At 73.6% G+C, this 22,557-nt stretch carries 25 protein-coding genes, 2 tRNA genes and 1 riboswitch; of the genes, 16 read left to right on the forward strand and 11 right to left on the reverse strand.

Annotation, left to right across the window (positions count from 1 at the left end):
* Nucleotides 1-14: 14 nt before the first annotated feature.
* Nucleotides 15-1,934 carry a YhgE/Pip domain-containing protein gene (locus tag Cch01nite_RS02960; protein WP_203748381.1) on the forward strand — a complete coding sequence of 640 codons (1,920 nt, stop codon included), beginning with the start codon at nucleotides 15-17 and terminating at the stop codon, nucleotides 1,932-1,934.
* Nucleotides 1,935-1,982: 48 nt separating this feature from the next.
* Nucleotides 1,983-2,525, forward strand: coding sequence for a TetR/AcrR family transcriptional regulator (locus tag Cch01nite_RS02965; RefSeq protein ID WP_203748383.1), 543 nt, complete (start codon nucleotides 1,983-1,985; stop codon nucleotides 2,523-2,525).
* 128 nt (nucleotides 2,526-2,653) lie between these two features.
* On the opposite strand, the gene Cch01nite_RS02970 is transcribed toward Cch01nite_RS02965, so the two are convergent.
* A complete protein-coding gene (locus Cch01nite_RS02970; RefSeq protein ID WP_203748386.1) occupies nucleotides 2,654-2,878 on the reverse strand; it encodes a BldC family transcriptional regulator in 225 nt (74 codons plus the stop codon).
* Between the two features lie 16 nt (nucleotides 2,879-2,894).
* Nucleotides 2,895-2,969: riboswitch (cyclic di-GMP riboswitch) on the reverse strand.
* A 163-nt stretch (nucleotides 2,970-3,132) separates the two neighbouring features.
* Nucleotides 3,133-3,942: a DUF1206 domain-containing protein gene (locus Cch01nite_RS02975; RefSeq protein WP_203748389.1), complete on the reverse strand. Its 810-nt coding sequence runs from the start codon at nucleotides 3,940-3,942 to the stop codon at nucleotides 3,133-3,135.
* Nucleotides 3,943-4,042: 100 nt separating this feature from the next.
* Between Cch01nite_RS02975 and Cch01nite_RS02980 the strand changes: the two genes are divergently transcribed.
* The 5 genes from Cch01nite_RS02980 to Cch01nite_RS03000 all read left to right on the forward strand — a co-directional run bounded on the left by Cch01nite_RS02980 (nucleotide 4,043) and on the right by Cch01nite_RS03000 (nucleotide 6,759).
* Nucleotides 4,043-4,116 (forward strand) — tRNA-Ile (locus tag Cch01nite_RS02980).
* A 116-nt stretch (nucleotides 4,117-4,232) separates the two neighbouring features.
* Nucleotides 4,233-4,721 carry a beta-class carbonic anhydrase gene (locus Cch01nite_RS02985; RefSeq protein WP_203748392.1) on the forward strand — a complete coding sequence of 163 codons (489 nt, stop codon included), beginning with the start codon at nucleotides 4,233-4,235 and terminating at the stop codon, nucleotides 4,719-4,721.
* A 64-nt stretch (nucleotides 4,722-4,785) separates the two neighbouring features.
* Nucleotides 4,786-5,298, forward strand: coding sequence for a hypothetical protein (locus Cch01nite_RS02990; protein ID WP_203748395.1), 513 nt, complete (start codon nucleotides 4,786-4,788; stop codon nucleotides 5,296-5,298).
* A 67-nt stretch (nucleotides 5,299-5,365) separates the two neighbouring features.
* Nucleotides 5,366-5,441: transfer RNA gene (locus Cch01nite_RS02995), tRNA-Asn, on the forward strand.
* 130 nt (nucleotides 5,442-5,571) lie between these two features.
* On the forward strand, nucleotides 5,572-6,759 hold the full coding sequence (locus Cch01nite_RS03000; protein ID WP_239069802.1) for an MFS transporter: 1,188 nt from the start codon (nucleotides 5,572-5,574) through the stop codon (nucleotides 6,757-6,759).
* A gap of 7 nt (nucleotides 6,760-6,766) precedes the next feature.
* Here the strand turns inward: Cch01nite_RS03000 and Cch01nite_RS03005 are convergent, their stop codons facing one another.
* Nucleotides 6,767-7,462: an ABC transporter ATP-binding protein gene (locus Cch01nite_RS03005; RefSeq protein ID WP_203748399.1), complete on the reverse strand. Its 696-nt coding sequence runs from the start codon at nucleotides 7,460-7,462 to the stop codon at nucleotides 6,767-6,769.
* A 24-nt stretch (nucleotides 7,463-7,486) separates the two neighbouring features.
* Nucleotides 7,487-8,572, reverse strand: a complete 1,086-nt coding sequence (locus tag Cch01nite_RS03010) for an ABC transporter permease (RefSeq protein ID WP_203748401.1) — start codon at nucleotides 8,570-8,572, stop codon at nucleotides 7,487-7,489.
* Nucleotides 8,573-8,730: 158 nt separating this feature from the next.
* Between Cch01nite_RS03010 and Cch01nite_RS03015 the strand changes: the two genes are divergently transcribed.
* From Cch01nite_RS03015 to Cch01nite_RS03030, 4 genes are all read left to right on the forward strand, one after another.
* Complete coding sequence (locus Cch01nite_RS03015) at nucleotides 8,731-9,972, forward strand: sensor histidine kinase (protein WP_239069808.1); 1,242 nt, start codon at nucleotides 8,731-8,733, stop codon at nucleotides 9,970-9,972.
* Nucleotides 9,969-10,595, forward strand: a complete 627-nt coding sequence (locus Cch01nite_RS03020) for a response regulator transcription factor (protein ID WP_203748402.1) — start codon at nucleotides 9,969-9,971, stop codon at nucleotides 10,593-10,595. Before Cch01nite_RS03015 ends, Cch01nite_RS03020 begins: the two co-directional genes overlap by 4 nt.
* A gap of 118 nt (nucleotides 10,596-10,713) precedes the next feature.
* Entirely contained in the window at nucleotides 10,714-11,118 is a 405-nt protein-coding gene (locus tag Cch01nite_RS03025; RefSeq protein WP_203748404.1) for a hypothetical protein, read from the forward strand.
* A gap of 68 nt (nucleotides 11,119-11,186) precedes the next feature.
* Nucleotides 11,187-12,413 carry an FAD-dependent monooxygenase gene (locus Cch01nite_RS03030; protein WP_203748406.1) on the forward strand — a complete coding sequence of 409 codons (1,227 nt, stop codon included), beginning with the start codon at nucleotides 11,187-11,189 and terminating at the stop codon, nucleotides 12,411-12,413.
* 36 nt (nucleotides 12,414-12,449) lie between these two features.
* Here Cch01nite_RS03030 and Cch01nite_RS03035 read toward each other — a convergent pair whose 3' ends face one another.
* From Cch01nite_RS03035 to Cch01nite_RS03045, 3 genes are all read right to left on the reverse strand, one after another.
* Complete coding sequence (locus Cch01nite_RS03035; protein WP_203748409.1) at nucleotides 12,450-13,031, reverse strand: hypothetical protein; 582 nt, start codon at nucleotides 13,029-13,031, stop codon at nucleotides 12,450-12,452.
* An 85-nt stretch (nucleotides 13,032-13,116) separates the two neighbouring features.
* On the reverse strand, nucleotides 13,117-13,416 hold the full coding sequence (locus tag Cch01nite_RS03040; protein ID WP_203748412.1) for a hypothetical protein: 300 nt from the start codon (nucleotides 13,414-13,416) through the stop codon (nucleotides 13,117-13,119).
* A gap of 95 nt (nucleotides 13,417-13,511) precedes the next feature.
* Nucleotides 13,512-14,516: an SMP-30/gluconolactonase/LRE family protein gene (locus Cch01nite_RS03045; RefSeq protein ID WP_203748415.1), complete on the reverse strand. Its 1,005-nt coding sequence runs from the start codon at nucleotides 14,514-14,516 to the stop codon at nucleotides 13,512-13,514.
* Nucleotides 14,517-14,635: 119 nt separating this feature from the next.
* On the opposite strand from Cch01nite_RS03045, the gene Cch01nite_RS03050 reads away from it, so the two are divergent.
* Nucleotides 14,636-15,112: a PPOX class F420-dependent oxidoreductase gene (locus Cch01nite_RS03050; protein WP_203748418.1), complete on the forward strand. Its 477-nt coding sequence runs from the start codon at nucleotides 14,636-14,638 to the stop codon at nucleotides 15,110-15,112.
* A 25-nt stretch (nucleotides 15,113-15,137) separates the two neighbouring features.
* Here the strand turns inward: Cch01nite_RS03050 and Cch01nite_RS03055 are convergent, their stop codons facing one another.
* Together Cch01nite_RS03055 and Cch01nite_RS03060 are read right to left on the reverse strand one after the other, a co-directional pair.
* Nucleotides 15,138-16,106 (reverse strand): hypothetical protein, encoded by a 969-nt coding sequence (locus Cch01nite_RS03055; protein ID WP_203748421.1) that lies wholly within the window; start codon nucleotides 16,104-16,106, stop codon nucleotides 15,138-15,140.
* 217 nt (nucleotides 16,107-16,323) lie between these two features.
* On the reverse strand, nucleotides 16,324-17,271 hold the full coding sequence (locus Cch01nite_RS03060; protein ID WP_203748424.1) for a DUF808 domain-containing protein: 948 nt from the start codon (nucleotides 17,269-17,271) through the stop codon (nucleotides 16,324-16,326).
* 107 nt (nucleotides 17,272-17,378) lie between these two features.
* On the opposite strand from Cch01nite_RS03060, the gene Cch01nite_RS03065 reads away from it, so the two are divergent.
* Nucleotides 17,379-17,759 carry a VOC family protein gene (locus Cch01nite_RS03065; protein WP_203748427.1) on the forward strand — a complete coding sequence of 127 codons (381 nt, stop codon included), beginning with the start codon at nucleotides 17,379-17,381 and terminating at the stop codon, nucleotides 17,757-17,759.
* Nucleotides 17,760-17,854: 95 nt separating this feature from the next.
* On the opposite strand, the gene Cch01nite_RS03070 is transcribed toward Cch01nite_RS03065, so the two are convergent.
* Nucleotides 17,855-18,061, reverse strand: a complete 207-nt coding sequence (locus tag Cch01nite_RS03070) for a dodecin family protein (RefSeq protein WP_203748430.1) — start codon at nucleotides 18,059-18,061, stop codon at nucleotides 17,855-17,857.
* A 216-nt stretch (nucleotides 18,062-18,277) separates the two neighbouring features.
* Between Cch01nite_RS03070 and Cch01nite_RS03075 the strand changes: the two genes are divergently transcribed.
* Nucleotides 18,278-19,297 carry a LacI family DNA-binding transcriptional regulator gene (locus Cch01nite_RS03075; protein ID WP_203748433.1) on the forward strand — a complete coding sequence of 340 codons (1,020 nt, stop codon included), beginning with the start codon at nucleotides 18,278-18,280 and terminating at the stop codon, nucleotides 19,295-19,297.
* A gap of 134 nt (nucleotides 19,298-19,431) precedes the next feature.
* Nucleotides 19,432-20,730 carry a glycoside hydrolase family 6 protein gene (locus Cch01nite_RS03080; RefSeq protein ID WP_203748435.1) on the forward strand — a complete coding sequence of 433 codons (1,299 nt, stop codon included), beginning with the start codon at nucleotides 19,432-19,434 and terminating at the stop codon, nucleotides 20,728-20,730.
* 191 nt (nucleotides 20,731-20,921) lie between these two features.
* On the opposite strand, the gene Cch01nite_RS03085 is transcribed toward Cch01nite_RS03080, so the two are convergent.
* On the reverse strand, nucleotides 20,922-21,059 hold the full coding sequence (locus tag Cch01nite_RS03085; protein ID WP_203748437.1) for a hypothetical protein: 138 nt from the start codon (nucleotides 21,057-21,059) through the stop codon (nucleotides 20,922-20,924).
* 29 nt (nucleotides 21,060-21,088) lie between these two features.
* Here Cch01nite_RS03085 and Cch01nite_RS03090 point away from each other — a divergent pair, with 29 nt between their 5' ends.
* Nucleotides 21,089-22,453: a ricin-type beta-trefoil lectin domain protein gene (locus Cch01nite_RS03090; protein ID WP_203748439.1), complete on the forward strand. Its 1,365-nt coding sequence runs from the start codon at nucleotides 21,089-21,091 to the stop codon at nucleotides 22,451-22,453.
* The last annotated feature ends 104 nt before the right edge of the window (nucleotides 22,454-22,557 follow it).

A 22,557-nucleotide genomic window follows, 5' to 3' on the forward strand; every position in this document is an offset into this window, starting at 1 on the left:
CCAAGGACACCCCCGTGCTCTCCCTCACCTCAGGCAACGAGCTGCGCCGGTTCGGGCGCGGCACCATGCCCCGCCTCGCCGTCGTCGCGATGATCGTCGTCCCGCTCCTGTACGGCGTGCTGTACCTCTGGGCGTTCTGGAACCCCACGGGACACCTCGACCGGTTGCCCGTCGCCCTGGTGAACAGCGACACCGGTGCGCAGCGCGACGGCACCGCCGTGCACGCGGGCGACGACCTGGTCGACTCCCTGACCTCGTCGAACGACCTCGACTGGGTCGTCACCGACGCCGCCGACGCCACGGACGGGGTGCACGACGGGCGGTACTACTTCGCCGTGACCGTGCCCGCCGACTTCTCCACCGACCTCGTCTCCGCGGGCGGCGACGCCCCGACGTCCGCACAGATCGACGTCACGTACGACGACGCCAACTCGTTCCTCGTCAGCTCGCTCGGACGCTCCGCGATGGAGCGCATCCGTGCCGCCGTGTCCGCGACCGCCGGCGAGCAGGCCGTCGACGCCGTCCTCATCGGCCTCGGGCAGGCGCACGACGGGCTCGCCGACGCGTCCGACGGGGCGCTGCAGCTGCGGGACGCCGCCGAGCAGGTCGGAGGCGGAGCGCAGTCCGTGGCCGACGGCGCAGGCACGCTCGCGTCCGGCGCGCACGACGCCGCCGACGGCGCCGCCCGCCTGACCTCGGGCGCCGGCACGCTCGCGACGGGTGCCGACCGGACCGCCGACGGCGCCGCCCAGGTCGCCGACGGGACCGCGCAGGTCGCCGACGGCGTGCACACCGCGGTCGGCCAGGTCGACGCGCTCGCCGCCGCCCTGCCCGCCACGACGGGCACGCTCGCCGACGTCGGCGCCTACCTCGGCGCGCAGGCGCAGGCCGGCGACCCGGCCGCCGCCGCGCTCCTCGGCCGGCTCCAGCAGGCGTCGTCGGCACTGCCGGACGCCGCGACGCTCTCCGCCGCCCGCAGCAGCCTCGGCGCGCTCGACGACGGCGCCCGCGCCGCCGCCGACGGAGCCGCGCAGGTCGCGGACGGGACCGCCCAGGTCGCCGCGGGCTCCACGACCCTCGCCTCAGGAGCGTCCTCGCTCGCCGACGGCACCGCGAAGGTCGCGGACGGAGCCAGCGCGCTCGCGGACGGCGCGACGACGCTCGCCGACGGCACCGACCAGCTCAGCTCCGGGACGGGCACCCTCGCCGACTCCCTGGCCCAGGGCGCCGCCCAGGTCCCCGACGACACCGACGCCCAGCGCGCCGCCCGCGCCTCGACGCTCGCCACACCCGTCACGCTCTCCACGGACGACGTCGCGCGGGCCGAGGGCTTCGGCGAGGGGATCGCCCCGTTCTTCCTGCCGCTCGCGCTGTTCCTCGGCGGCGTCGTGACCTGGATGATCCTGCGCCCCGTGCCGCCGCGGGCGCTCGCGACCCCGCTGCCCGGGTGGCGGACCGCCCTCGCCGGCTACCTCCCGGCGGCCCTCGTCGGCGTGGTGCAGGTCGCCGCGCTGCTCGGTGTCATGCGGCTCGTCGGGCTCGATCCGACGCACCCCGTCGGCGCGCTCGCGTTCCTGCTGCTCGTGGTGGCGGCGTTCCTCGCGCTCCAGCAGACGATCCTGTCGCTCCTCGGCACGGCAGCCGGCCGGGTCGCGACCCTCGCGCTCCTCGTGCTGCAGCTCGCCTCGGCCGGCGGCACGTACCCCGTGGAGACGTCGCCCGCGTTCTTCCGGGCGATCCACCCGCTGCTCCCCCTGAGCTACGGCGTCGACGGCCTGCGCTCGCTGATCACCGGCACGCCCGACGCACGCCTGTGGACGGCGGTCGCCTACCTCGTCACGCTGCTGGTCGGCTCCCTCGCGGTGACGTCGTGGCGGGCCGGCCGGATGCGGACGTGGACGCTGAGCCGGCTCCACCCGGCGCTCTCGATCTGATCCGTCTGATCCGGCCATCTGATCCGGCCATCTGGGAGGCTGACGGGCATGCGGTCGACGGACACCCGGGAGCACATCGTCGAGGCGGCGCTCGCGCTCGTCGCCGAGCGGGGGTTCAGCGCGACCTCCGTCGACGAGATCGCCGCCGCCGCGCACGTGGCGAAGGGCAGCGTGTTCTACAACTTCGGGTCCAAGACCGGCCTCTTCGAGGCGATCATCTCGGAGGGGGTCAGCCGACTGACCGTCGCGCTGCGTGCGGCGGCGGACGGGCTGCACGGCCGCGCGGCGCTCGAGGCGCTGGTGGCCGAGCTCCTGCGTCAGGTGCAGCAGCACCCCGACTTCGCGAAGGTCATGGTCGCCGAGGCGTTCCGCACGGGGCGGTCGTGGCAGGACTCGATCCGGCAGCTGCGCGACGAGTCGATCGGCACGTTCGCGGCGGTCGTCGCCGAGGCGTGGCCCGACCGGGACCCGTCGATCACCGCGGCCACCGTGTTCGGGGGGACGCTCCTCGCCGGGCTCGAGTGGCTGGCGTTCCAGCCCGAGCGCTCGCCCGACGACGTGTGCCGCGCGGTCCTCGACGCGGTGCACTGACCGCGGTCGTGCCGGGTCCCGCGTTCGCTCGCGGACACGCCCCGAACAGCACGACGCCGGTGGTGACTGGTCGTCACCACCGGCGTCGTCGCGCCCTGGATCGACCAGGGCTCAGAGCTGTGAAGAGGTCACTCGCCCGCGCGCTGCGTGGGGACGCCCGTGAGGAGCTGCCGAACCTCGGACTCGTGGAACCGACGGTGGCCGCCGAGGGTGCGGACGGCGGACAGCTTGCCGGCCTGCGCCCAGCGCGTCACGGTCTTGGGGTCCACGCGGAACAGCACAGCCACCTCACCGGGCGTGAGCAGAGCACCCTGCGAGAGGGGGGCGTCCGTGGTGGGGGTGGACAGAGCCATGTCGTTCTCCTTGTCGTTCGGTAGCTCGGCTGGCCCTGTAGGCCCCGTGGCTTTGCGTCCCCGCCTTGCAGCGGGTTTGCCGTTTGTCGCTGACAACAAGGAACTATGCCCGAAACTGGACACCTGTGCAACAACGTCCAGCACCTGTTTCGTCGGCAAACGGGTGATTTCAGATCGGACGCATCCGGACGCTCCGGATGCGCCACGGGCCTTGCTGGACGCGCGTCCAAGTGTCGTCGCAGGTCAGCGCGTCGTCAGACCTTGCCGAACCGGGCACGGACGAACGAGTACACCCCGAACGCCATCAGCCCGACCGCGACGAGAGCCAGCAGGAGATCACCCGCAGGCTGCTGCTGGAGCGTCCGCAGCGCCGTGTCGATCCCGCCTGCTTCCTGCGGGTTGGCGTGCCAGGCCGCCACGACGAACAGCACCCCGACGACGGCCAGGGCGACCCCCTTCGCGACGTACCCGACCATCCCCGACCACCGGACCGCCGTCCCCACGCGCCCGCCCGGCAGGGCGCGCAGGTCCCGCAGGAACTTCTGCCGCAGCCCCTTGACCACGTGGTAGACGCCGACCACGACCACCGCCGCACCCACCACGCCCACGAGCAGCCGCCCACCCGGCGCCTGCATCAGACGGGCGGTCGTGTCCGTCGTCTGCTGGTCGCTCGAGCTGCCGCCGCCCGTCGCGAACGCGTACGACGTCACGGCGAGCGCCAGGTAGACGACCGCCTTGGCCGCCGCCTTGGCCCGCTCACCCCTCGACCGCTCCCCCGGCCCGGACGACGCACCCGGCCGGCCACGCAGCGCGATCGCCGCCTGCCACGCACCCAGCGCGACGAACGCCACGACCGCGAACCACAGCACCACCGCACCGAAGGGTGTCTGCGCCACCGTCTGCAGCGCACCGGACTGGTCCGCCTCCTTCGACTCGTCGCCCAGCGCGAGCCGCAGCGCCAGCAGGCCGATGAGACCGTGCAGCACACCGCTCACCACGTACCCGCACCGGGCCGCCAGCTCCCACGAACGCTCCGCCTGCGCGGTGCCCGACTGCGTCGCCATGGCCGTCTCCCGTCCTCGTTCGGTCCGCGCCGATGGTGGCAGGACCGGGACGTGTCGGCGACCGGTGGCACCCGGTGCCGTAGCCTGAGCGGCGTCCTCGGGGGCAGTAGCTCAGCCGGTCAGAGCAGCGGACTCATAATCCGTGGGTCGTGGGTTCAAGCCCCACCTGCCCCACCCCGCGCAACGCCGACGTCGTCGACACGCCGTCGCCCGCTCCGGCCGCCGTGCGGCACGCCGTCGTCGGCCCTAGCGTCACCGGTGCGAGCACACCGCCCCGACCGGAGGCCCCGATGTCCGTCACCGACGAGTACCTCGAGAACAACCGCCGCTACGCCGCCGGGTTCACCGGCCCGCTCCCCCTGCCCCCGTCCAAGCACGTCGCCGTCGTCGCCTGCATGGACGCCCGCCTCGACGTCCACGGGCTGCTGGGGCTCGCGCCCGGTGAGGCGCACGTCATCCGCAACGCCGGCGGCGCCGTCACCGACGACGTCATCCGCTCCCTCGCCATCAGCCAGCGCCTCCTCGGCACCCGCGAGGTCGTGCTGGTCCACCACACCGACTGCGGGATGCTCACGTTCACGGACGACGCGTTCAAGCAGTCGATCCAGGACGAGACCGGCATCCGGCCGCCGTGGGCCGCGGAGGCGTTCTCCGACCTCGCCGTCGACGTGCGGCAGTCGATCGCCCGGATCACCGCCAGCCCGTTCGTCCCGCACACCGACGCCGTGCGCGGCTTCGTGTTCGACGTCGCGACGGGGCTGCTCGACGAGGTCGTCTGACGACGGCACCGACCCACCTCCCCAGGTGCGCCGGGCGACCCTCGCGCGCCGGTACCGTGATGCGGTGCCACTGTTCTCCCGACGGCGACGCCTCCCCGCCGCCGAACGCGCCCGCCTCGACCTGCTGCCCGGCGACTCCGTCCTCGCGTCGACCGAGCTCGTCGACGGCCAGTGGGTCGTCGCGTCCCGACGCGCCCTGCACGTCCTCGGCGCCGCCGAGGTCGCCCGGTCGCCGTGGTGCGACGTCGACGGCGGCACGCTCGACCCCACGACGCGCACCCTGACGGTCCGGTGGGTGTGGGGATCGACCAGCCGGCTCGTGTTCCCCGAGGAGCCCGGCGCGCGCACCTTCAGCCAGGCGTTCCGCGAGCGGGTCCAGCAGTCCGTCGTGCACGTGGTCACCGCGGTCGTCCCCGACGGCCGCCGGGTCAAGGTCGCGCTGCGGCGCGACGAGGACGGTGAGCTCTTCACCCAGGTGATCCCGGACGGCGCCGTCGACCTCACCGACCCTGCCGTGACGACCGCCGTCGACGCTGCTGAGGCCGAGATCCGGGACGCCGTGGGGCTCCCCCGCTGACACCGTGCGGGCCCCCAGGGGTGTCCGAGGCACCCCCGAACGGCTGCTAGAGTTTCTTCCCGCACGATCCCTCGTAGCTCAATTGGCAGAGCATCCGACTGTTAATCGGACGGTTACTGGTTCGAGTCCAGTCGAGGGAGCCAGCAGTCACCGCAGGTCAAGGCCCCCTCTCGAGGGGGCCTTCGTGCTGTCGGGCCAGATGCGTGCCCGATCCGGCGGCCACGTCGTTCGCTCATGCCTGAGGGTGTCCGCGGCTCGTGCGAGCATGCGGACGTGACTCAGACGGCCCCGACCACCTGGCAGCCCGGGTCGCTGCGTGCAGCCGCCGGTGGCCTGGCCGCCCTGACGCTCGCCACCTTCGTGGCCCTCACCACCGAGCTGGTGCCGGTCGGTCTGCTGCCGCAGATGAGCGACGACCTCGGCGTGACCGAGTCGATCGCAGGCCTCCTCGTCACCGTGTACGCGTTCATGGTCGCTGCCCTGGCGATCCCCCTGACGCTCGGCACCCGGCGGCTGCCGCGCAAGGGGCTTCTGCTCGTCACTCTCGCCGCGTACACGGCCAGCAACCTGCTCGTCGGGATCGCACCCGGGTTCGGGGTCGTCGCCGCCGGACGGGCGCTCGGCGGTGTCGCGCACGCGCTGTTCTTCTCGCTGAGCATCGGGTACGGGTCCCGGCTGGTCGCACCGCGGTTCACGGGTCGCGCGCTCGCCCTCGTCACGGCCGGGGCGTCGGCCGGGCTCGTGCTCGGCGTGCCGCTGTCCACCACGCTCGGAGTCGCCGTCGGGTGGCGCAACGGATTCCTCGTCCTCGCGGCGGCGTGCGGGGTCGCCACCGTCCTCGTCGCGACCCTGCTGCCCGGGGTGTCGGCCGACGACGCACCGCACGCCGACGGCACCCGGACGGCCCGTCGTGCCCGGCTCGGGATCGTGTCGGTGTCCAACACGCTCACGTACCTCGGCCAGTACGTCGTCTACACGTACGTCTCGGTGATCCTGCTGGCCAGCGGTCTGCGCGAGACCGCCGTCGGGCCCGTGCTGCTCGGCCTGGGAGCGGTCGGTCTGCTCGGCACGGCGTACGCCGCGACGTCGTTGGACCGGCACCCTCGCCGGGGCACCGTCGTGGTCCACGCGGGCATGGCCCTCGGGCTGCTCGCGGTCGGCCTGACGTTCCCGACGACGGCCGGCGTGCTGGCCGGGGCCGCGCTCTGGTGCGGGTCGTTCGGCGCGATGGCGTCGGTGTTCCAGACGGCCGCGATCCGCACCCGCGGCGGTTCGCCCGACGTCATCGGCGCGCTGGTCAACTCGACCGCGAACATCGGCATCGGCGGCGGCGCCGCGCTCGGCGCCCTCGTGCTCGTCGGCCCCGGGCTCGAGGCGCTGCCGTTCGTCGGCGCCGGGCTGGTGGTCGCGAGCCTCGTCGTGATCCTCGTGGCCCGCACCGCGTTCCCGGCGAAGCCCTGACCCGGGCTTAGCCCGGGACGAGGGCCTCGGCGGTCTCGAGCCGCCCGTTCACGATCCGGACCGTCCGGTCGACCGAGCCCAGCGTGGACGCGTCGTGCGAGACGATCACCGCCGCAGCGCCGCGCTCGCGGGCGAGCCGGGTGACCAGCTCGACGACCTGCGTGCCGCGCTCGTGGTCGAGGGCGGACGTCGGCTCGTCGACGAGCAGCACGTCCGGGGACCCGACGAGCGCACGGGCGATCGCGACCCGCTGACGCTGGCCGCCGGACAGCTGCGCCGGGTGCCGGTGCGCCAGGTCGGCCAGGCCGACCTCCCCGAGCAGGGCCGTCGCCTCGTCGCGGACGGTGGCGGGCCGCCGGCCGCGCAGGTGCGCGTGCAGCTCGAGCTGCTCCAGGGCCGTGAGCGACGCCAGCAGCTGCGGCGCCTGGAACACGATCCCCACCTGCTCGAGCCGGGTCCGGGTCGCCGCCCGGAGCGGGGTGTGCGGTCCGAACGCCACGTCCTCGCCGATGCGGACGTCGCCGGACGTCGGCCGGGTCAGGCCGCCCGCCACCGCGAGCAGGCTGGACTTGCCCGACCCCGAGGGGCCGAGCAGTGCCGTGGTCGTCCCGGCCGGGACGGTCAGGCTGACGTCGTCGACGGCGGTGAGGGTCTCGTCGCCGTCGGGGTAGACGAGGGTGATCCGGTCGAGATGCAGGTCCATCGGAGGGCTCCTTGAGGGTGGGGGTCAGCGCGCGGCGAGCGCTGCGTGGGGGTCGATGCGGGTGATCCGGACGATCGCGAGCGCGGCGCCGACGAACCCGGTCGCGACGAGCGCGACGGCGGGGACGAGGGTGGTGGCGACGCCGACCACGGCCGGCACCGCTCCGCCCAGGAGGGCCGCGGCGACGACGGCGACCGCGGTCCCCGCCCCGACTCCCAGGACCAGCACGACGACGGCCTGCCCCATCGCGTCGCGCAGCAGGTAGCGGGTCGACGCGCCGAGCGCCTTGAGGACCGCGACGTCCCCGGCACGGCTGATCGTCCACACGGTGAAGAACGCCCCGACGACGAGCGCCGAGATCGCCAGGAGGAACACCTGGATCGTCGTCAGCGACCCGTTCTCGGCCGAGAAGGAGCCGATCGCGCTGCGTGCCTGGGCGGTCGTGACGGTCACCGTGCCGAGGGCCGCGTCGGTGGCGGCGACGGTGGCGTCCGGCTCGTCGAGCGTGAGCGCCACGACCGTGGCGGTCGGGCCGTCGCCGCGCGGTGCGGCGACCGCCTGCCAGTCGCCCAGCGTGGTCCAGACGACGGGCGTGTGCGCGAACGAGACCTCCTCGTCCACGACGGCGCCGACCCGGAGCTCGGCACCGGCGACGTCGACCCGGTCGCCCACGTCGGCCGCCAGCGCTGCCGCGGCGTCCGCGGACAGGGCGACCGTGCCCGTCGCGAGATCACGTGCCGGCCCGGGGAGCAGGACGGACCCGGGCTCGACGCCCAGTGCGGTGACCGGCGCCGTCGTGGTCGACGACTCCGCCCGGGTCGTCATGACGCCGAGCGGGTCGGCGCTCGTCACGCCCGGTGCGTCGGCCCAGGCCTGCCACTGGTCGGGCGTCACGGTGGAGGCGGTGAAGTCCGGGGCGTCGTCCGGGGCGGGCATCGCGAACGCCAGGTGGTCGGCGGGCAGGTCGGTCACGGCCGACGTCGACTCGCGCGACAGCCCGGCGGTCAGCGAGGCGAGGAACGTGACGAGGAACGTGATCATCGCGATCACGACGAGCATCAGGGTGAAGCGCCCGCGAGCGTGGCGCAGGTCGCGCAGGGCGACGAACATCGGTGACCTCCAGGTCGGTGAGCGGAGCTGTCTCCACCCTCGCCGCGTGGGGGGACGAGCCCATCAGGCCGCGGGCGGGACGTCCGGAGCCGGGGGGTGGCTTCCGATCTCCACCCTTCGGCTGATCCGCGTCGGCGACCGGTGGCTACGGTGGCGTGGTGCCTGCTCATCCCGCGCTCCCCGTGACCCGTGGGCTGCTGATCGGGCTGGACGTGCTGGTGGCGGCCCTCCTGACGACCGCGGTCCTCCAGCCGGACGAGTCCGTCGCGCCGTGGGTGGCACTCGTCGCGGGCACGGCGTTCGCCCTGCTGTACGCCTGGGGGCGCCTCACGGTCCGGGTCGACCGGGAGCCGCTCACGTCGCCGCGCGGAGCGTGGTGGCCCGCCGGTGGGTGGGTCGCCGGTCTCCTCCTGCTCTGGGCCGCGCTGCTCGCCTCGAGCACGGCGGCGCTGTGGATCGCCTTCCCGCTGATGCTGCTCGAGATGCACGTCCTGGGGCCTCACCGGGGCGTGGTCGCGGTCGTCGTGACCACGCTGCTCGCGGTCGGCGCCGGGGTCGTGGAACGGTCCGGGGCCGACGGCTCCATCGGCTACGTCCTCGGGCCCGTCGTGGGCGCCTGCGTCGCGGTCGCGGTGATGCTCGGGCTGGAGGCCCTGGCGCGCGAGTCCGAGCAACGACGACGGACCGTCGACGAGCTCACCACGGTGAGCGAGCACCTCGCCGCGGCCGAGCGTGACGCGGCGGTCGCCGGTGAGCGCGAACGGCTCGCCCGGGAGATCCACGACACCCTCGCGCAGGGCCTGTCCGCGATCGAGCTGCTGCTGCGCTCGGCGGACCTCAGCATCGGCACCGACGACGAGCAGGCGCACCGGTTCGTCGACCAGGCGCGCCGGACCGCCCGGGAGAACCTCGGCGAGGCCCGCCGGTTCGTGCACGCGCTGGCACCGGCCGACCTCGACGGCGCGACGCTCGTCGCGGCCCTGCGACGGGTGGCCGACCGTGCGCAGGACACCGCGGACGGGCTGCAGGTGAGGGTGGAGGTCTCGGGCGACGGACGCCGGCTGCCGGTCGCGCTCGAGGCCGCGCTGGTGCGGGTCGCGCAGTCGGCGCTGGCCAACGTCGTGCAGCACTCCGCGGCGACGCACGCCGCCGTCACGCTCACGTTCGAGGACGACGAGGTGGTGCTCGACGTCGTCGACGACGGGTGCGGCTTCGTCCCCGGCCCGCAGCCCGACCAGGCCGGGGGCTTCGGCCTGGCGGCGATGGGCTCGCGCATCCGGGAGATCGGCGGCACCCTCGCCGTCGAGAGCGCACCCGGCGAGGGGACGGCCGTCGCCGTGCGGCTGCCCGTCCCCAGCCCTGCTCAGCCGCTCGGCGACGAGCTCCAGGAGACCCCGTGATCGAGGTCGTGCTCACCGACGACCACCCCGTGGTCCGTGCCGGGCTGCGCGCCGTCATCGAGCACGAGCCCGACATGCGGGTCGTCGCCGAGCTCGGCACCGCGGAGGACCTCGTCGCACGGGTCCGCCGCGGCGAGCCCGCGGACGTCCTGCTCGTCGACCTGCAGTTCGGTCCCGGCCGCCTCGGCGGCGCCGACGCGACCCGCCAGATCGTCGCCGCGGGCGGGCCGCCGGTGCTCGTCCTCACCACGTACGGCTCGGACACCGACATCCTGTCCGCGATCGAGGCCGGCGCGAGCGGCTACCTCCTCAAGGACGCCCCGACCGACGAGCTCACGGCCGCGATCCGCGCAGCCGCGTCGGGCGCCGTCGCCCTCGGGCCGGCGGTCCAGGCACGCCTCCTCGACAGGATGCGCCGCCCCGCGGTCTCGCTCACGCTGCGTGAGCTCGAGGTGCTCAACCTCGTCGCCCTCGGTCGGTCGAACGACGAGATCGCCCGCGAGCTGTTCCTCTCGAAGGCCACCGTGAAGTCCCACCTCGCCCACACGTACGACAAGCTCGGCGTGCAGTCACGGACCGAGGCGGTCGCGACCGCACGTCAGCGCGGGATCCTGCCGGCGTAGCTCCCGCCGGACGCCGCGATGCTCAGCGCCGGCCGGATCGGTGCACGCGCACCGAGCACAGGGTTGGCAGTGGAGCAGGCAGAGAGCAGACTCGAGACAACTCGGCGCTGGGACGGCCATGGCTAGGTTCGACGTGCAGGCCTCATTCCTGATCAACCAGGGTCACCCGGACGCGGAACCCGGCCCTGAGGCGTTGGTTGCGCTGTCGGTGATCGACGAGGCGGGAAGCCCGGTGGAGCTCGACATCGCGCTGGACGACGAGGGCCGCGGCCAGGTGACGGCGTTCATCATCTTGAACGTCAACTCGACCGAGACGGTGCCCCTTCGGATAGCGGCGTCCTATCCGACCGCTCAGCCCGGGTTCTACGTGATCGCCGTCCGCCCGCGCACCGACCTAGGACCCGTGGGGTTCGAGGACTATCACCCCGCCACGTTGGGGATCGCGGTCACCACCGAGGACGGCCGGGGACAGACGCTTGCCGTCAACAGCCTCGCAGCACACGTCCAGCCGCAGAACTCGTAGCACCAGCCCGGTCGACGAGCTCGGTCGTCACGGTCGCGAGCATCGGGCAGGTCGCTACCGTTGACCGCATGCTCGGGTCTGCCGGGCGCATCGTGATCTCGGGCGCCAGCGTCGCGGGCCCGACGGCCGCCTACTGGCTCCGCCGGTACGGCTTCGACGTGACGGTCGTCGAGCGGATGCCGCTGGCACAGGTCCGGACCAGCGGCCACGCCGTGGACCTGTTCGGGCCGGCGATGGAGGTGGCCGCATGGACCGGAGTCCTGCCCGCGGTGATCGACGCCCGCACCCGGACCGACGTCGTCTCCTTCCATCGTCGTGGCAGGCGCGAGGTCGACGTCCAGATGGGCCACCTCGTCGCCGGGATCTCGGGCCAGCACGTCGAGATCATGCGCGGCGAGCTCGCCACCCTCCTGCACGAGGCGACGCGCGACGACGTGCACTACGTGTTCGAGGACTCGATCCGAGCGATCCACGAGGAGCCGGACGGACTCGACGTGACGTTCGAGCACATGCCTGCCGCCCGGTTCGACCTCGTGATCGGCGCGGACGGGCTGCACTCGGTCGTCCGTCGCCTCGTGTTCGGGCCCGAGGAGCAGTTCCGTCGATTCCTCGGGGGCTATCTCGCCTTCGCGGCGATCCCCAACTACCTCGACCTGCAGGGCCGCATGGTGGTCGGGAACGCACCCGGCCGGGTCGCGGCGGTCTACCCCGTCCACGGGACGACGTGGGCCAGAGCAGGCTTCCTGTTCCGCCGCGACGACGAGCTCCGGCTCGACCATCGCGACGTCGCAGGGCAGAAGCAGGTGCTGCACCAGATCTACGCCGGTGACGGCTGGGAGGTCCCGCGGTTGCTCGCGGAGACGGACGCCGCCGAGGACTTCTACTTCGACTCGATCAGCCAGATCGCGATGGAGCGCTGGACGACGGACCGGGTCGCGCTCGTCGGCGACGCCGGCTACTCCCCCGGTCCGGCCGTCGGTGGCGGCACGAGCGTCGCCATGGTCGGCGCCTTCGTCCTCGCGCAGGAGCTGGCGCGCGCGCACCCTGACCACGCGGCCGGCCTGCGCGCCTACGAGGACGGCATGCGCGAGCTCGCCGTGAGGTCCCGGGCCATCGGGCCGGCGATCATGTCCACCCTGATCCCCCGGACCCGCACCCAGGTCCGGCTCCTGCCTCAGCTCATCCGTCTGGTCACCCGGATGCCACCGCCTGTGCAGCGGCGCCTCTTCCAGCTGCAGGCGACGCCCGCCCGAGCACTCGACTCCATCCACCTCACCCGCCCGGCGACGGGGTAGCGACGGCCGCGGGAGGCACCGCCGTGGCGGCGACCGCTACGCCTGGCCGGGTGGTCGAAGTCCGAGCTCGGTCCGGACGGCGCTGACGAGGACGGCCAGGTGCCGCTGCAGCGCCGCGTGGTTCTCGGTCTGCCGGGCCGTCATGTCCGCGAGGCTCAGCTGGTCGATGCCGGCGAGGGCAGCGGCCGCGCCGTTGCCGACCTCCTGCGCGAGCGTGACCAGCGACTCCGGGGCGTACAGGAAGGCCGCCGACTCCGCGCTCGTCAGGGTGGCACCGTGCGCGTTGAACGCGTCCCGCGCGCCGGTCCGGTCCGCGCTGGTGTCACCTGCGGCGAACCGTCGGAAGGCCTGGAACACGTCGTCGGCGACGAGGATGTGGCGAGTCGTCTCGTCGATCAGCCGCAGCAGCACCGCCACCTTCTCGTTGCGTGTCGCGACCGCGAGCGCCTCGTCCACCACGTTCTTGTGCCTGAGGATCTCGGTGCTCGTGATCGTCCGCGCGTTCTTGTTCGACGCCCACACCACACCGGCGAGCGCGACGAGCGCCACGACCAGCGACCCGAAGAACGGCAGCCACGTCGCCGTCCACTCCGTCGATCCTCGCGCCGCGAGCTCCATGCTCGGAGACTAGGACCTTCGGGACGCGGTCGGCCCCTGCGACAGAGCCGCCGACCCCGGCGCAGCCGACGTCCGCAGCGACGGCTCAGCGCCGAGCGCGCCGGCCGCGCACGGCTCGCGTGATCGCGATCGTCGCGCACGCCGCACCGGCGACGAGCACGCACGCCGGAAGGACGACGATCATCGACACGATCAGCAGGCCGTCCGCCGGGTTCGGCACGCACCCGAACCCGATCCCGTCGCACTGGCCGGGCGGGTTGTGATGGGGCAGCACCAGCCACCCGACGGCGACGAGCACCATCGGCAGGACGATGGTCAGCCCGAGCACCCACAGGTACGGCTTCGCGCTCGGCGCGCGGTCGGCCTCAGGGAGCTCCGGGTGCATGGAGGGATGGTAGGGCGGTGACGTCGGCCGACCTGGGCGGTTCACCCGGACGGCCGCGCCGACGGCAGGGCCGCGTGCGGGCACCGACCGGTCGGTCAGTGCCCGTGCCCGGAGGCGCGCGGTACGGGCACCCGCGAGACGGTGAACGGCCCGGGCGCCTCCCCCGCCGCCCGCTCGCCGAACTGGCTGTTCACGACGAGCAGCGACCGTCCGCTCAGCGCTGCCGTGGTGGGGTCGTCGAACGTGGCGTCGGTGGTGCGGGCGACCACCGTCCCGCGCAGCAGCGACCGGTCCAGCGAGATCGTCACGACGTACCCCACGTCGCCCTGCCGTTCGACCGCGTACAGCGTGCGCCCGTCGAGGACCAGGCCGTCACCGGCGACCGTCTGCCCGCCGAGGTCCACCGCCGACACGGACCGGTCGGCGAGCCGGACGCGGAACAGCGTCGCGGTGTTCGACTGCGCCAGCACGGCGTACCGGCCGTCACGCGACACGACGATGCCGTTGACGTTGAAGCCGGTCGTGTACTGCAGCGCGGTCCCCGTGAAGTCGACGAGGACCGGCAGCGTCTCGACGCCGTCGGTGCGGCGCTCGCGGGCGTCGATCCGGTACAGGTACGGGCGCAGCGAGTCGGTGACGTACACGTCGCCGCGCGGTCCGATCGCGATGTCGTTGAGGAAGGTCGGCGCGCCCGTCGGCGCGACCTGCCACGAGCCGACGAGCTCACGGGTGCGCACGTCGTAGGCGAGCACGAGCCCGGTGCCGCCGCCGGCGACGAACAGCGTCCGGCCGTCCACCTTCATCCCCACGGCGGACGTGCGACCGTCCGCTCCGCCGGGCAGGAAGGGCGTCGCCGTGGGCGAGCGGAGGTCGCCGCGGTAGACCGTGCCGTCGGTCGTGCTGCCGACGTAGAACGTGTCCCCGTGGGCGGCGATCCCCTCGGGGAAGACGTCCGCCGCTGCCTGGCCGGCGGGGTCGAGGACGTAGCTCGTCGGCAGGGTGGGCTTGTCGTGCGCGGTGGCGACGGGTGCGGTCGCGCCGAGCAGGAGGAGGGCGGTCGCGGCGACGAGGGCCGCGCGGACGGGTCGGTGGGCACGCATCGTGGGCCTCCGGGGTCGGGGAACCGTCGTCCCGACACTACGGCGGCCGCCCGACGCCGCGACCCGACGGGCGGTGCGGCCCGCACCACGGACCCGCCGACCGCTCCTACGGTGGAGGCATGCCACGCACCATCGCCACGAACACCACCGTCGAGCTCACCGGCCTCCTGGACTTCGTCCGGGACCGGCACAGCTTCGTCCTCGTCACGACACGCAACGACGGCCGGCCGCAGGTCTCCCCTGTCACCGGCGGCGTCGACCCGTCCGGCCGCCTCGTGGTCTCGACGTACCCGGGCCGCGCCAAGACGATCAACGCCGAGCGCGACCCGCGGGTCACCGTGTGCGTGCTGTCCGACGACTTCGGCGGCGCCTGGGTCCAGGTCGACGGGACCGCCGAGGTGCTGCACATGCCCGACGCCGAGGACGCGCTCGTCGACTACTACCGGTGCATCGCCGGCGAGCACCCCGACTGGGACGAGTACCGGGCCGCCATGCGCGTGCAGGGCAAGTCGCTGATCCGCATCACGCCGACCCGGTGGGGTCCGGTCGCGACCGGTGGCTTCCCTGCCGACGTCGCCGCGCGCCTGGACGGCTGAGCCCGGCGTCGGGCCTCGGGCGTCGTCAGCGTGAGCCGTAGAGCATGATCGCGCGCTCGGACCCGTCCTCGGCGAACACGCACCCCACGGCGGTGCCCGACTCGTTCACGGCGTTCAGCACGCTCGTGTCGCCGTCGCCCTCGCGCGCCAGCGGGCGCACGTCACCCTGTGGGTCACGGACGAAGCCCTGCTGGTAGCCGTCGGCCAGCTGGAGGTTCCCGACGACCCGGCCCCGGCTGTTGACGTCCGCCGCCTGCCCGAACACGGTGCCGTCGCCGTCGATCGGCTCGGCGGTGCCTGCCGGCGACCACCGCACGGCCCGCATCGGCCCGTTCCCGGTCTTCGTGTAGCTGTAGCCGACGACCTCGCCGCGGTCGTTGATCGCGGCCGCCAGGCTGTGGCCGCCGCCGTCGCCCAGGGCGCCCAGCACGACGAGCGTGCCGTCGGCCTCCCACAGCGCGGCGCGCTGCGGTCCCGTGGCCGCGCGGACGTAGCCGACGACCTGCCCGGTCTCGTTGACGCCCGTGGCGCCCGCGCTGCCGCCGAGGTCGGGCAGGACGCGCACGGTCCCGCCGCTCCACACGAACGCGCGGGTCCGGCCGCCGTACCGGCCGGACGTGCCGACGACGTCGCCGTGCCCGTTGAGGCCCGTCGCGTAGGAGTACGTGTCCGCCGGGTCCGCGACGCCGATCCGGACGAGGCGGCGGCCGTCCCAGAGGGCGGCGACGTCGTCGTCGGTCCCGGCGACCTGGCCGTGGTCGTTGATCCGCGCCGCGGTGTCGAGGCCGCCCGGCAGCGCGGACGTGCGCCCCTGCCGGTACAGGTGCGTGGTCGTCACGACGACGCCGAGCCCGTTCACGTCCTGCGCGCACTCGTCGACGCCGAGGTCGAGGACCGTGCCGGTGTCGGACCGCGCCTGGCTCGGTGCGGCGACGCCGACCAGACCTGCGACGAGCCCGACGGCGACGGCGACGGTGCGGATGTGCGTACCCATGTGTGCCCCCTGGACGACGGGGCAGGTGGCGCAACCCTGCGCTGCGCCCGGACTCCCGCCGTCGAACAGAGATGGTGACTTCTGGGCGATCCGGACACCAACTTTCGGCGGAGATTTCGCCCATTCGTCGCGAGGCGGACGTCGGCGCACGACACCCGCGGCGGGCCGGGGAGCCGGCGCGCCCCGCAGTCGTCGACCAGTGGCGCGCGCGGAGGGGTCAGTACGCCGGCGCGGCCTTCCGGCGGCGCGGGACGACGTGCAGGACGGCGACGATCACGGCGCCGACGACGAGACCGACGAGCGCCGAGCCGAGGGTGTCGACGAGCCACGCGAGCAACCCCCCGACGCCCGGGACGCCGTGCACCGCCTCCTCGAGGTGGTGCAGCAGCTCGAACGGCGCGTGCCAGCCGAGCTCGTCGACGCCGGAGAGCAGGATGTGCCCGCCGACCCACAGCATCGCGACGATCCCGACCGACGACAGGACCGACAGGATCTTCGGCATCGCCCGCACGAGCACCCGCCCGGTGGCGGCGACGGCGGCGTTGCTCCGGCCGGCGAGGTGCAGCCCGATGTCGTCGAGCTTCACGATGAGGCCGACGACGCCGTACACGAGCGCGGTGATGGCGAGCGCGACGACGGCCAGGATGATCGCGCGGGAGACGAACGGCTCGTCGGCGACCTCGTTCAGCGCGATGACCATGATCTCGGCGGACAGGATGAAGTCGGTGCGGATCGCGCCGCCGACCATCGACTTCTCCGTGTCGGCGCCCTGCGTGGCGACGGGCGTGCTGGTGTGCTCCTGCGCGTGCCCGCTGACGAGCTCCCAGATCTTCTCCGCGCCCTCGTACGACAGGTACGCGCCGCCGACCATGAGGATCGGGGTGAGCAGCCACGGGACGAACTGGCTGAGCAGCAGGGCCGCCGGGAGGATGAACAGCAGCTTGTTGCGCAGCGAGCCGACGGCGATCCGCCGGATGATCGGCAGCTCGCGGTCGGGCGTGAACCCGTGCACGTAGCGGGGCGTCACGGCGGTGTCGTCGATGACGACTCCCGCCGCCTTGGCGCTCGCCCGCCCGGCGGCCGCGCTCACGTCGTCGACCGACGCCGCGGCGAGCTTGGCCAGTGCGGCGATGTCGTCCAGAAGCGCGGCGAGACCGCCTGCCATCAGTTCTCCCTCACGTCACGCGCGGGTTCGCGCTCGGGTGATCCTGGCACAGGCGCCGCGACGCGCGGTGGGGTGGCCGACCCGTGGTGCGGGCCTACGCTCGCCGGATGATCCGGCTGCGCGACGTCACCTACCTCGTCCACGACCACGACGAGGCGCTGGCCTTCTTCGTGGACGCCCTCGGCTTCGCCGTCCGGCAGGACGAGACGTTCGACGGCGGGTGGCGTCGCGTCGTCGTCGGACCGCAGGACGGGGGCACGGGGCTCGTGCTGGCACTGGGCGCGCCGGGTGCGCCGGTCGGCCGGCAGGTGGGCGCGGACGTCGCGTTCTTCCTGGAGACCGACGACTTCGCGGCGCAGCACGAGCGGATGCTCCGGCACGGCATCCGGTTCCGCGAAGAGCCCCGGCGGGAGCCATACGGGACGGTCGCCGTCTTCGAGGACCTGTACGGCGGGGCGTGGGACCTCATCGAGCCGCCGGTCGGCTGAGGCCCGCTGCGACCTGCGGCGACAGCCCGACGCCTCGGCGCCGGGCGCGACCACCCGGCGGTGCGGGCACCCGCACCGCCCGGCCGTGGGCCCGGCTACTCGGGCTGGTACTTGAACGAGAGCTGGATCCTGGTCCGGTACAGCAGGGTGCCGTCCTCCCCGACCACGACGTCCTGCTTGGTCACCTCGGCGACCCGAAGGTCGTGCAGCGATCCGGACGCCGTGCCGATCGCCTCGGCGGCCGCCTCCTCCCACGACGAGGCGCTGGTGCCGATGACGTCGATCACCCGGTACACGCTCATGCTGACCTCTCATCGCTTCATCGCTCGATGCCGACCGACCCATCGTCGTCGCGCTCGCCCGAACCAGCGAGCGGAGGCCGGGCCGGCGGTGCGACCACGGCTGGGACAGGACTGGTACCGCTCCCGGTGCGCTCCGCTACGGTGAGCCCGAGGCCGCCCCCGGCTCCCCCGCACCGCCACGTCGAGCACCGCCACGTCGAAAGAGGTCCACCGCCCATGGAGGCTCCGCGGCACCAGCCGACGCTCGACGAGGTCGCGCTCCGCGCCGGCGTCTCCCGGTCGGCGGCGTCCCGGGCGGTGAACGGCGCACCGAACGTGAGCCGGGCCAAGCGCGAGGCGGTCGCCCGGGCCGTGCGCGACCTCGGCTACGTGCCGCACGCGACGGCGCGGGCGCTCGCGACGAACCACGCGGGTGCGGTCGTCCTGGCCGTCGCGAACGACGACCCGGCGCTGTTCGCGGACCCGTTCTACGCGCAGGTGATCATCGGCGTCGCGGCCGAGCTGGACGCCGCGGACCTCGACCTGAACCTCGTCCTGGCGGCGGCCGGTCCGGGCCGGCAGCGGCTCAAGCAGGTGCTGCGGGCCCGCCGCGCCGACGGGGTCCTGGTGATGGCGCCGCGCGGGGCGGACTGGCTGGCGGGCCTCTCCGAGGTCACCGACCTGCCGGTGGTGTTCGGCGGTCGTCCGCTGGGCGCGGCGCCGGACTGGTACGTGGACGCCGACAACCGGGGCGGCGGCCGGATCGCCGCCGAGCACCTGCTCGCCCTGGGGCGCCGCCGGATCGCGATGATCGCCGGGCCGTCCGACCTGCACGCAGCCGTCGAGCGCGCGCGCGGCGTCGCCGACGCGCTGGCCGTCGCGGGCCTGTCGGCCGAGAGGGTCGCGCACGGCGACTTCAGCCCCGACAGCGGGGCGGCGGCCATGGCGTCGCTGCTGGCGGCCCACCCCGACCTGGACGGGGTCGTGGCCGCGTCGGACAACATGGCGGCCGGAGCGCTGCGGGCGCTGCGGGCCGCGGGTCGGTCGGTGCCGGACGACGTGGCCGTCGTCGGGTTCGACGACCTCGCCGTCGCCCAGCACACGGACCCGCCGCTGTCGACCGTCCACCAGCCGATCCAGGCGCTCGGCCAGGAGATGGCGAAGATGCTCCTGCGGCTCGTCGACGGCGAGCGGCCGAGCCCGCTGATCCTGCCGGTGCGTCTCGTGGTGCGGGGTTCGGCACCGTCCGCGGACTGACCGGTTCGTCCGTCCTTGACTGTTCTCGTCCCCCGGGTCCACCATGACCGGGCGAAACTGGTAGCGCTTCCAGTTTCTCGTCCGTTCACCAGCCGATGCCGTCTGGGCTCGGCCCGACCCCGGGAGACTCCCCCATGGCCCCACCCTTCCGCAGACGTCGGAGCGTCGTCGCCCTGATCGCCTGCACCCTCGCGCTGAGCACGCTCGGCGCCACCTCGGCGCAGGCCGCCAATGACGTGCTCGACGGGTCCACCCGGCTGTACGTGGACCCGCAGAGCTCCACCGTCGAGGCCGCCCGGTCGCTCAAGGGCCAGGCCAAGCAGGACGCCCTGCTGCTCAGCAGGATCCCCAGCGCGACCTGGTTCACGAACGGCACCCCCGCGCAGGTTCGCAAGGACGTCTCGAGCCTGGTGAGGCGCGCCGGCAAGAAGGTCCCCGTGCTCGTCGCCTACAACGTGCCGTTCCGCGACTGCGCCCTGTACTCCGCGGGCGGCGCCGCGAACGTCGCGGCCTACAAGGCATGGATCGACGCGTTCGCCGCCGGCATCGGCGACCGGGAGGCCGTCGTGGTCCTCGAGCCCGACGGCCTCGGCGTCATCCCCTGGTACACGACCCTCGACGGGGTGGCCGAGAAGTGCCAGCCGGCCGAGCTCGACCCCGCGACCGCCGTCGCGCAGCGGTTCGAGGTGCTGAACTACGCGGTCGACGCCCTGAAGTCCAAGCCGCGCACGGTCGTCTACCTCGACGGCACGGGACCGTACTGGCTGCCCGCGAGCGAGTCCGCGGACCGGCTGATCAAGGCCGGCGTGCAGCGCGCCGACGGGTTCTTCCTCAACGTCTCGAACTACGAGTACACCGAGAACTCCGTGCAGTACGGCACCTGGGTGTCGCGCTGCATCGCGTACGTGACGCAGGTGACGCCCGGCGACTTCGCGAGCTGCGGCCACCAGTACTGGAGCGGCGGTCCGGCGAACGACTGGAACGGCGTGCTGCTGAGCAACACGGGCATCTGGAGCGACACGGCACCGGACGCCGTGCACAACACGAAGGGCATCAACTCCCGCTACGACCTCATCCTCGGGGACGTGCCGGCGACGACCCACTTCGTGGTCGACACGAGCCGCAACGGGCAGGGTCCGTGGGCCGCACCGGCCGGCGTGTACTCCGACGCCGAGACCTGGTGCAACCCGCCCGGCCGCGGGCTCGGCGTCCGGCCCACGACGAGGACCGGCGCCGACCTCGCCGACGCCTACCTGTGGATCAAGGTGCCGGGCGAGTCCGACGGCGAGTGCTTCCGCGGCACCGGCGGTCCGACCGACCCGGCACGCGGCATGGTCGACCCGGCCGCCGGGCACTGGTTCGTCGAGCAGGCGCACGAGCTCGTCTCGCTCGCGCAGCCTGCCGTGCGGCACGGGCAGCACGGGCGGCACTGACCGGGCCCGCCCCGACGGGTGCCCGGCCGCAGCGATGCGGCCGGGCATCCCTCTTTCGTGGAGGTCACACGGACGTGGGACATGACGTAGGACGTGTTGACTCGTGTCAATCGGACCAATACGGTGTCACCCGGCGAAAGCGACCTGATCAGCCGATTCGCCCGACTCGACACGGCGTCCCCCACCCGCGCTCACCGACGAGCGCCGACCGAGAGCTCCCCGCCCTCCACCCGCCGCGCCGACGACGACCGCACCTGGTAGCCGCTGCTGCGCGCCCGCAGCACCGGCCGCCCGCGCGCGCCCGTCGACGGCCGGCGCTCCTCGTTCATGCAGCCCACCCGGAAAGTGGTGCACCTCCATGACGCACATCCGCTCCTCCGCACACCGTCGCCGGCTCCCCCGGATCGCCCTCGTCGCGACCGCCGTCCTGGCCGCCGCGCTCGCCGGCGCCGGCGACGCCACCGCCGCCGCCCCGCCCACCCCGTCCGGCTGGACGCAGCAGTTCGTCGACGACTTCAACGGGGCCGCGAACACCGGGCTCAACACCGCCAACTGGCTCTACGACATCGGCACCGGGTACCCGGGCGGCGCGGCCAACTGGGGCACCGGCGAGGTCGAGACGATGACGAACAGCACCCAGAACGTGTACCAGGACGGTGCCGGGAACCTCGTCATCAAGCCGATCCGCAGCGCCTCCGGCCAGTGGACGAGCGGCCGGGTCGAGACGCAGCGGACCGACTTCGCGGCACCCGCGGGCGGCAAGCTGCGGTTCGAGGCACGGCTGCAGCAGCCGAACGTCAGCGGCGCCGCCGCCGCCGGGTACTGGCCCGCGTTCTGGGCGCTCGGCGCCGCGGCACGTGGGACCGGCGCCACCGGGTGGCCGAGCATCGGTGAGATCGACGTGATGGAGGACATCAACGGACGCAGCTCTGAGTTCGCCGCGCTGCACTGCGGCACCAACCCCGGCGGACCGTGCAACGAGACGACCGGCATCACCAGCGGCGAACGCGCCTGCTCCGGGTGCCAGACCGGGTTCCACACGTACGCGGTGGAGCAGGACCGCAGCGTCTCGCCCGAGCAGCTGCGGTTCTACCTCGACGGCACCAACTTCTTCACCGTCAACGCCAACCAGGTCGACGCCACCACCTGGAACAACGCCACGCACCACGGCTTCTTCATGATCCTCAACGTGGCGATCGGCGGCGGCTTCCCCGCGGCGTTCGGCGGCGGCCCCACGAGCGCCACCCAGTCGGGCGTGCCGATGGTCGTCGACTACGTCGCGGCGTACACGGCCGCCGGCTCCGGTGGCGGCGGTGGCGGCGGCGGGGGCGGCACCGTGACCAGCGGCTCGATCACGAACGCGAACGGCCTGTGCCTCGACAACAACGCGGCGAGCACCGCCAACGGCAACAAGATCCAGATCTGGGGCTGCAACGGCACGGTCGCCCAGAAGTGGACCTTCGTCGAGGCAGGCACGACGCTGCACGTCCAGGGCAAGTGCCTCGACATCGCCGGCGGCGGCACCGCCAACGGCACCAAGGTCCAGCTCTACGACTGCAACAACACCGGCGCGCAGGTGTGGATCCCGCGCAACGGCGGCTACTACAACCCGCAGTCGAACCGGTGCCTCGACAACCCGAGCGCCTCGACGACCGCGGGCACGCAGGTCCAGATCTGGGACTGCAACGGCAGCGGCGCCCAGAAGTGGACCCTGCACAGCTGACCTCCCGACCCGGTGCCGGGGAGCGGGATCGTCCACTCCCCGGCACCGCCCCGTGCGCGGGCGTCCCCGTCCCGCGCAGTCCGCCGGCAACAGAGAAGGAGCAC

Origin of the sequence: Cellulomonas chitinilytica (assembly GCF_016862675.1) — a bacterium.
GTDB lineage: Bacteria > Actinomycetota > Actinomycetes > Actinomycetales > Cellulomonadaceae > Cellulomonas > Cellulomonas chitinilytica.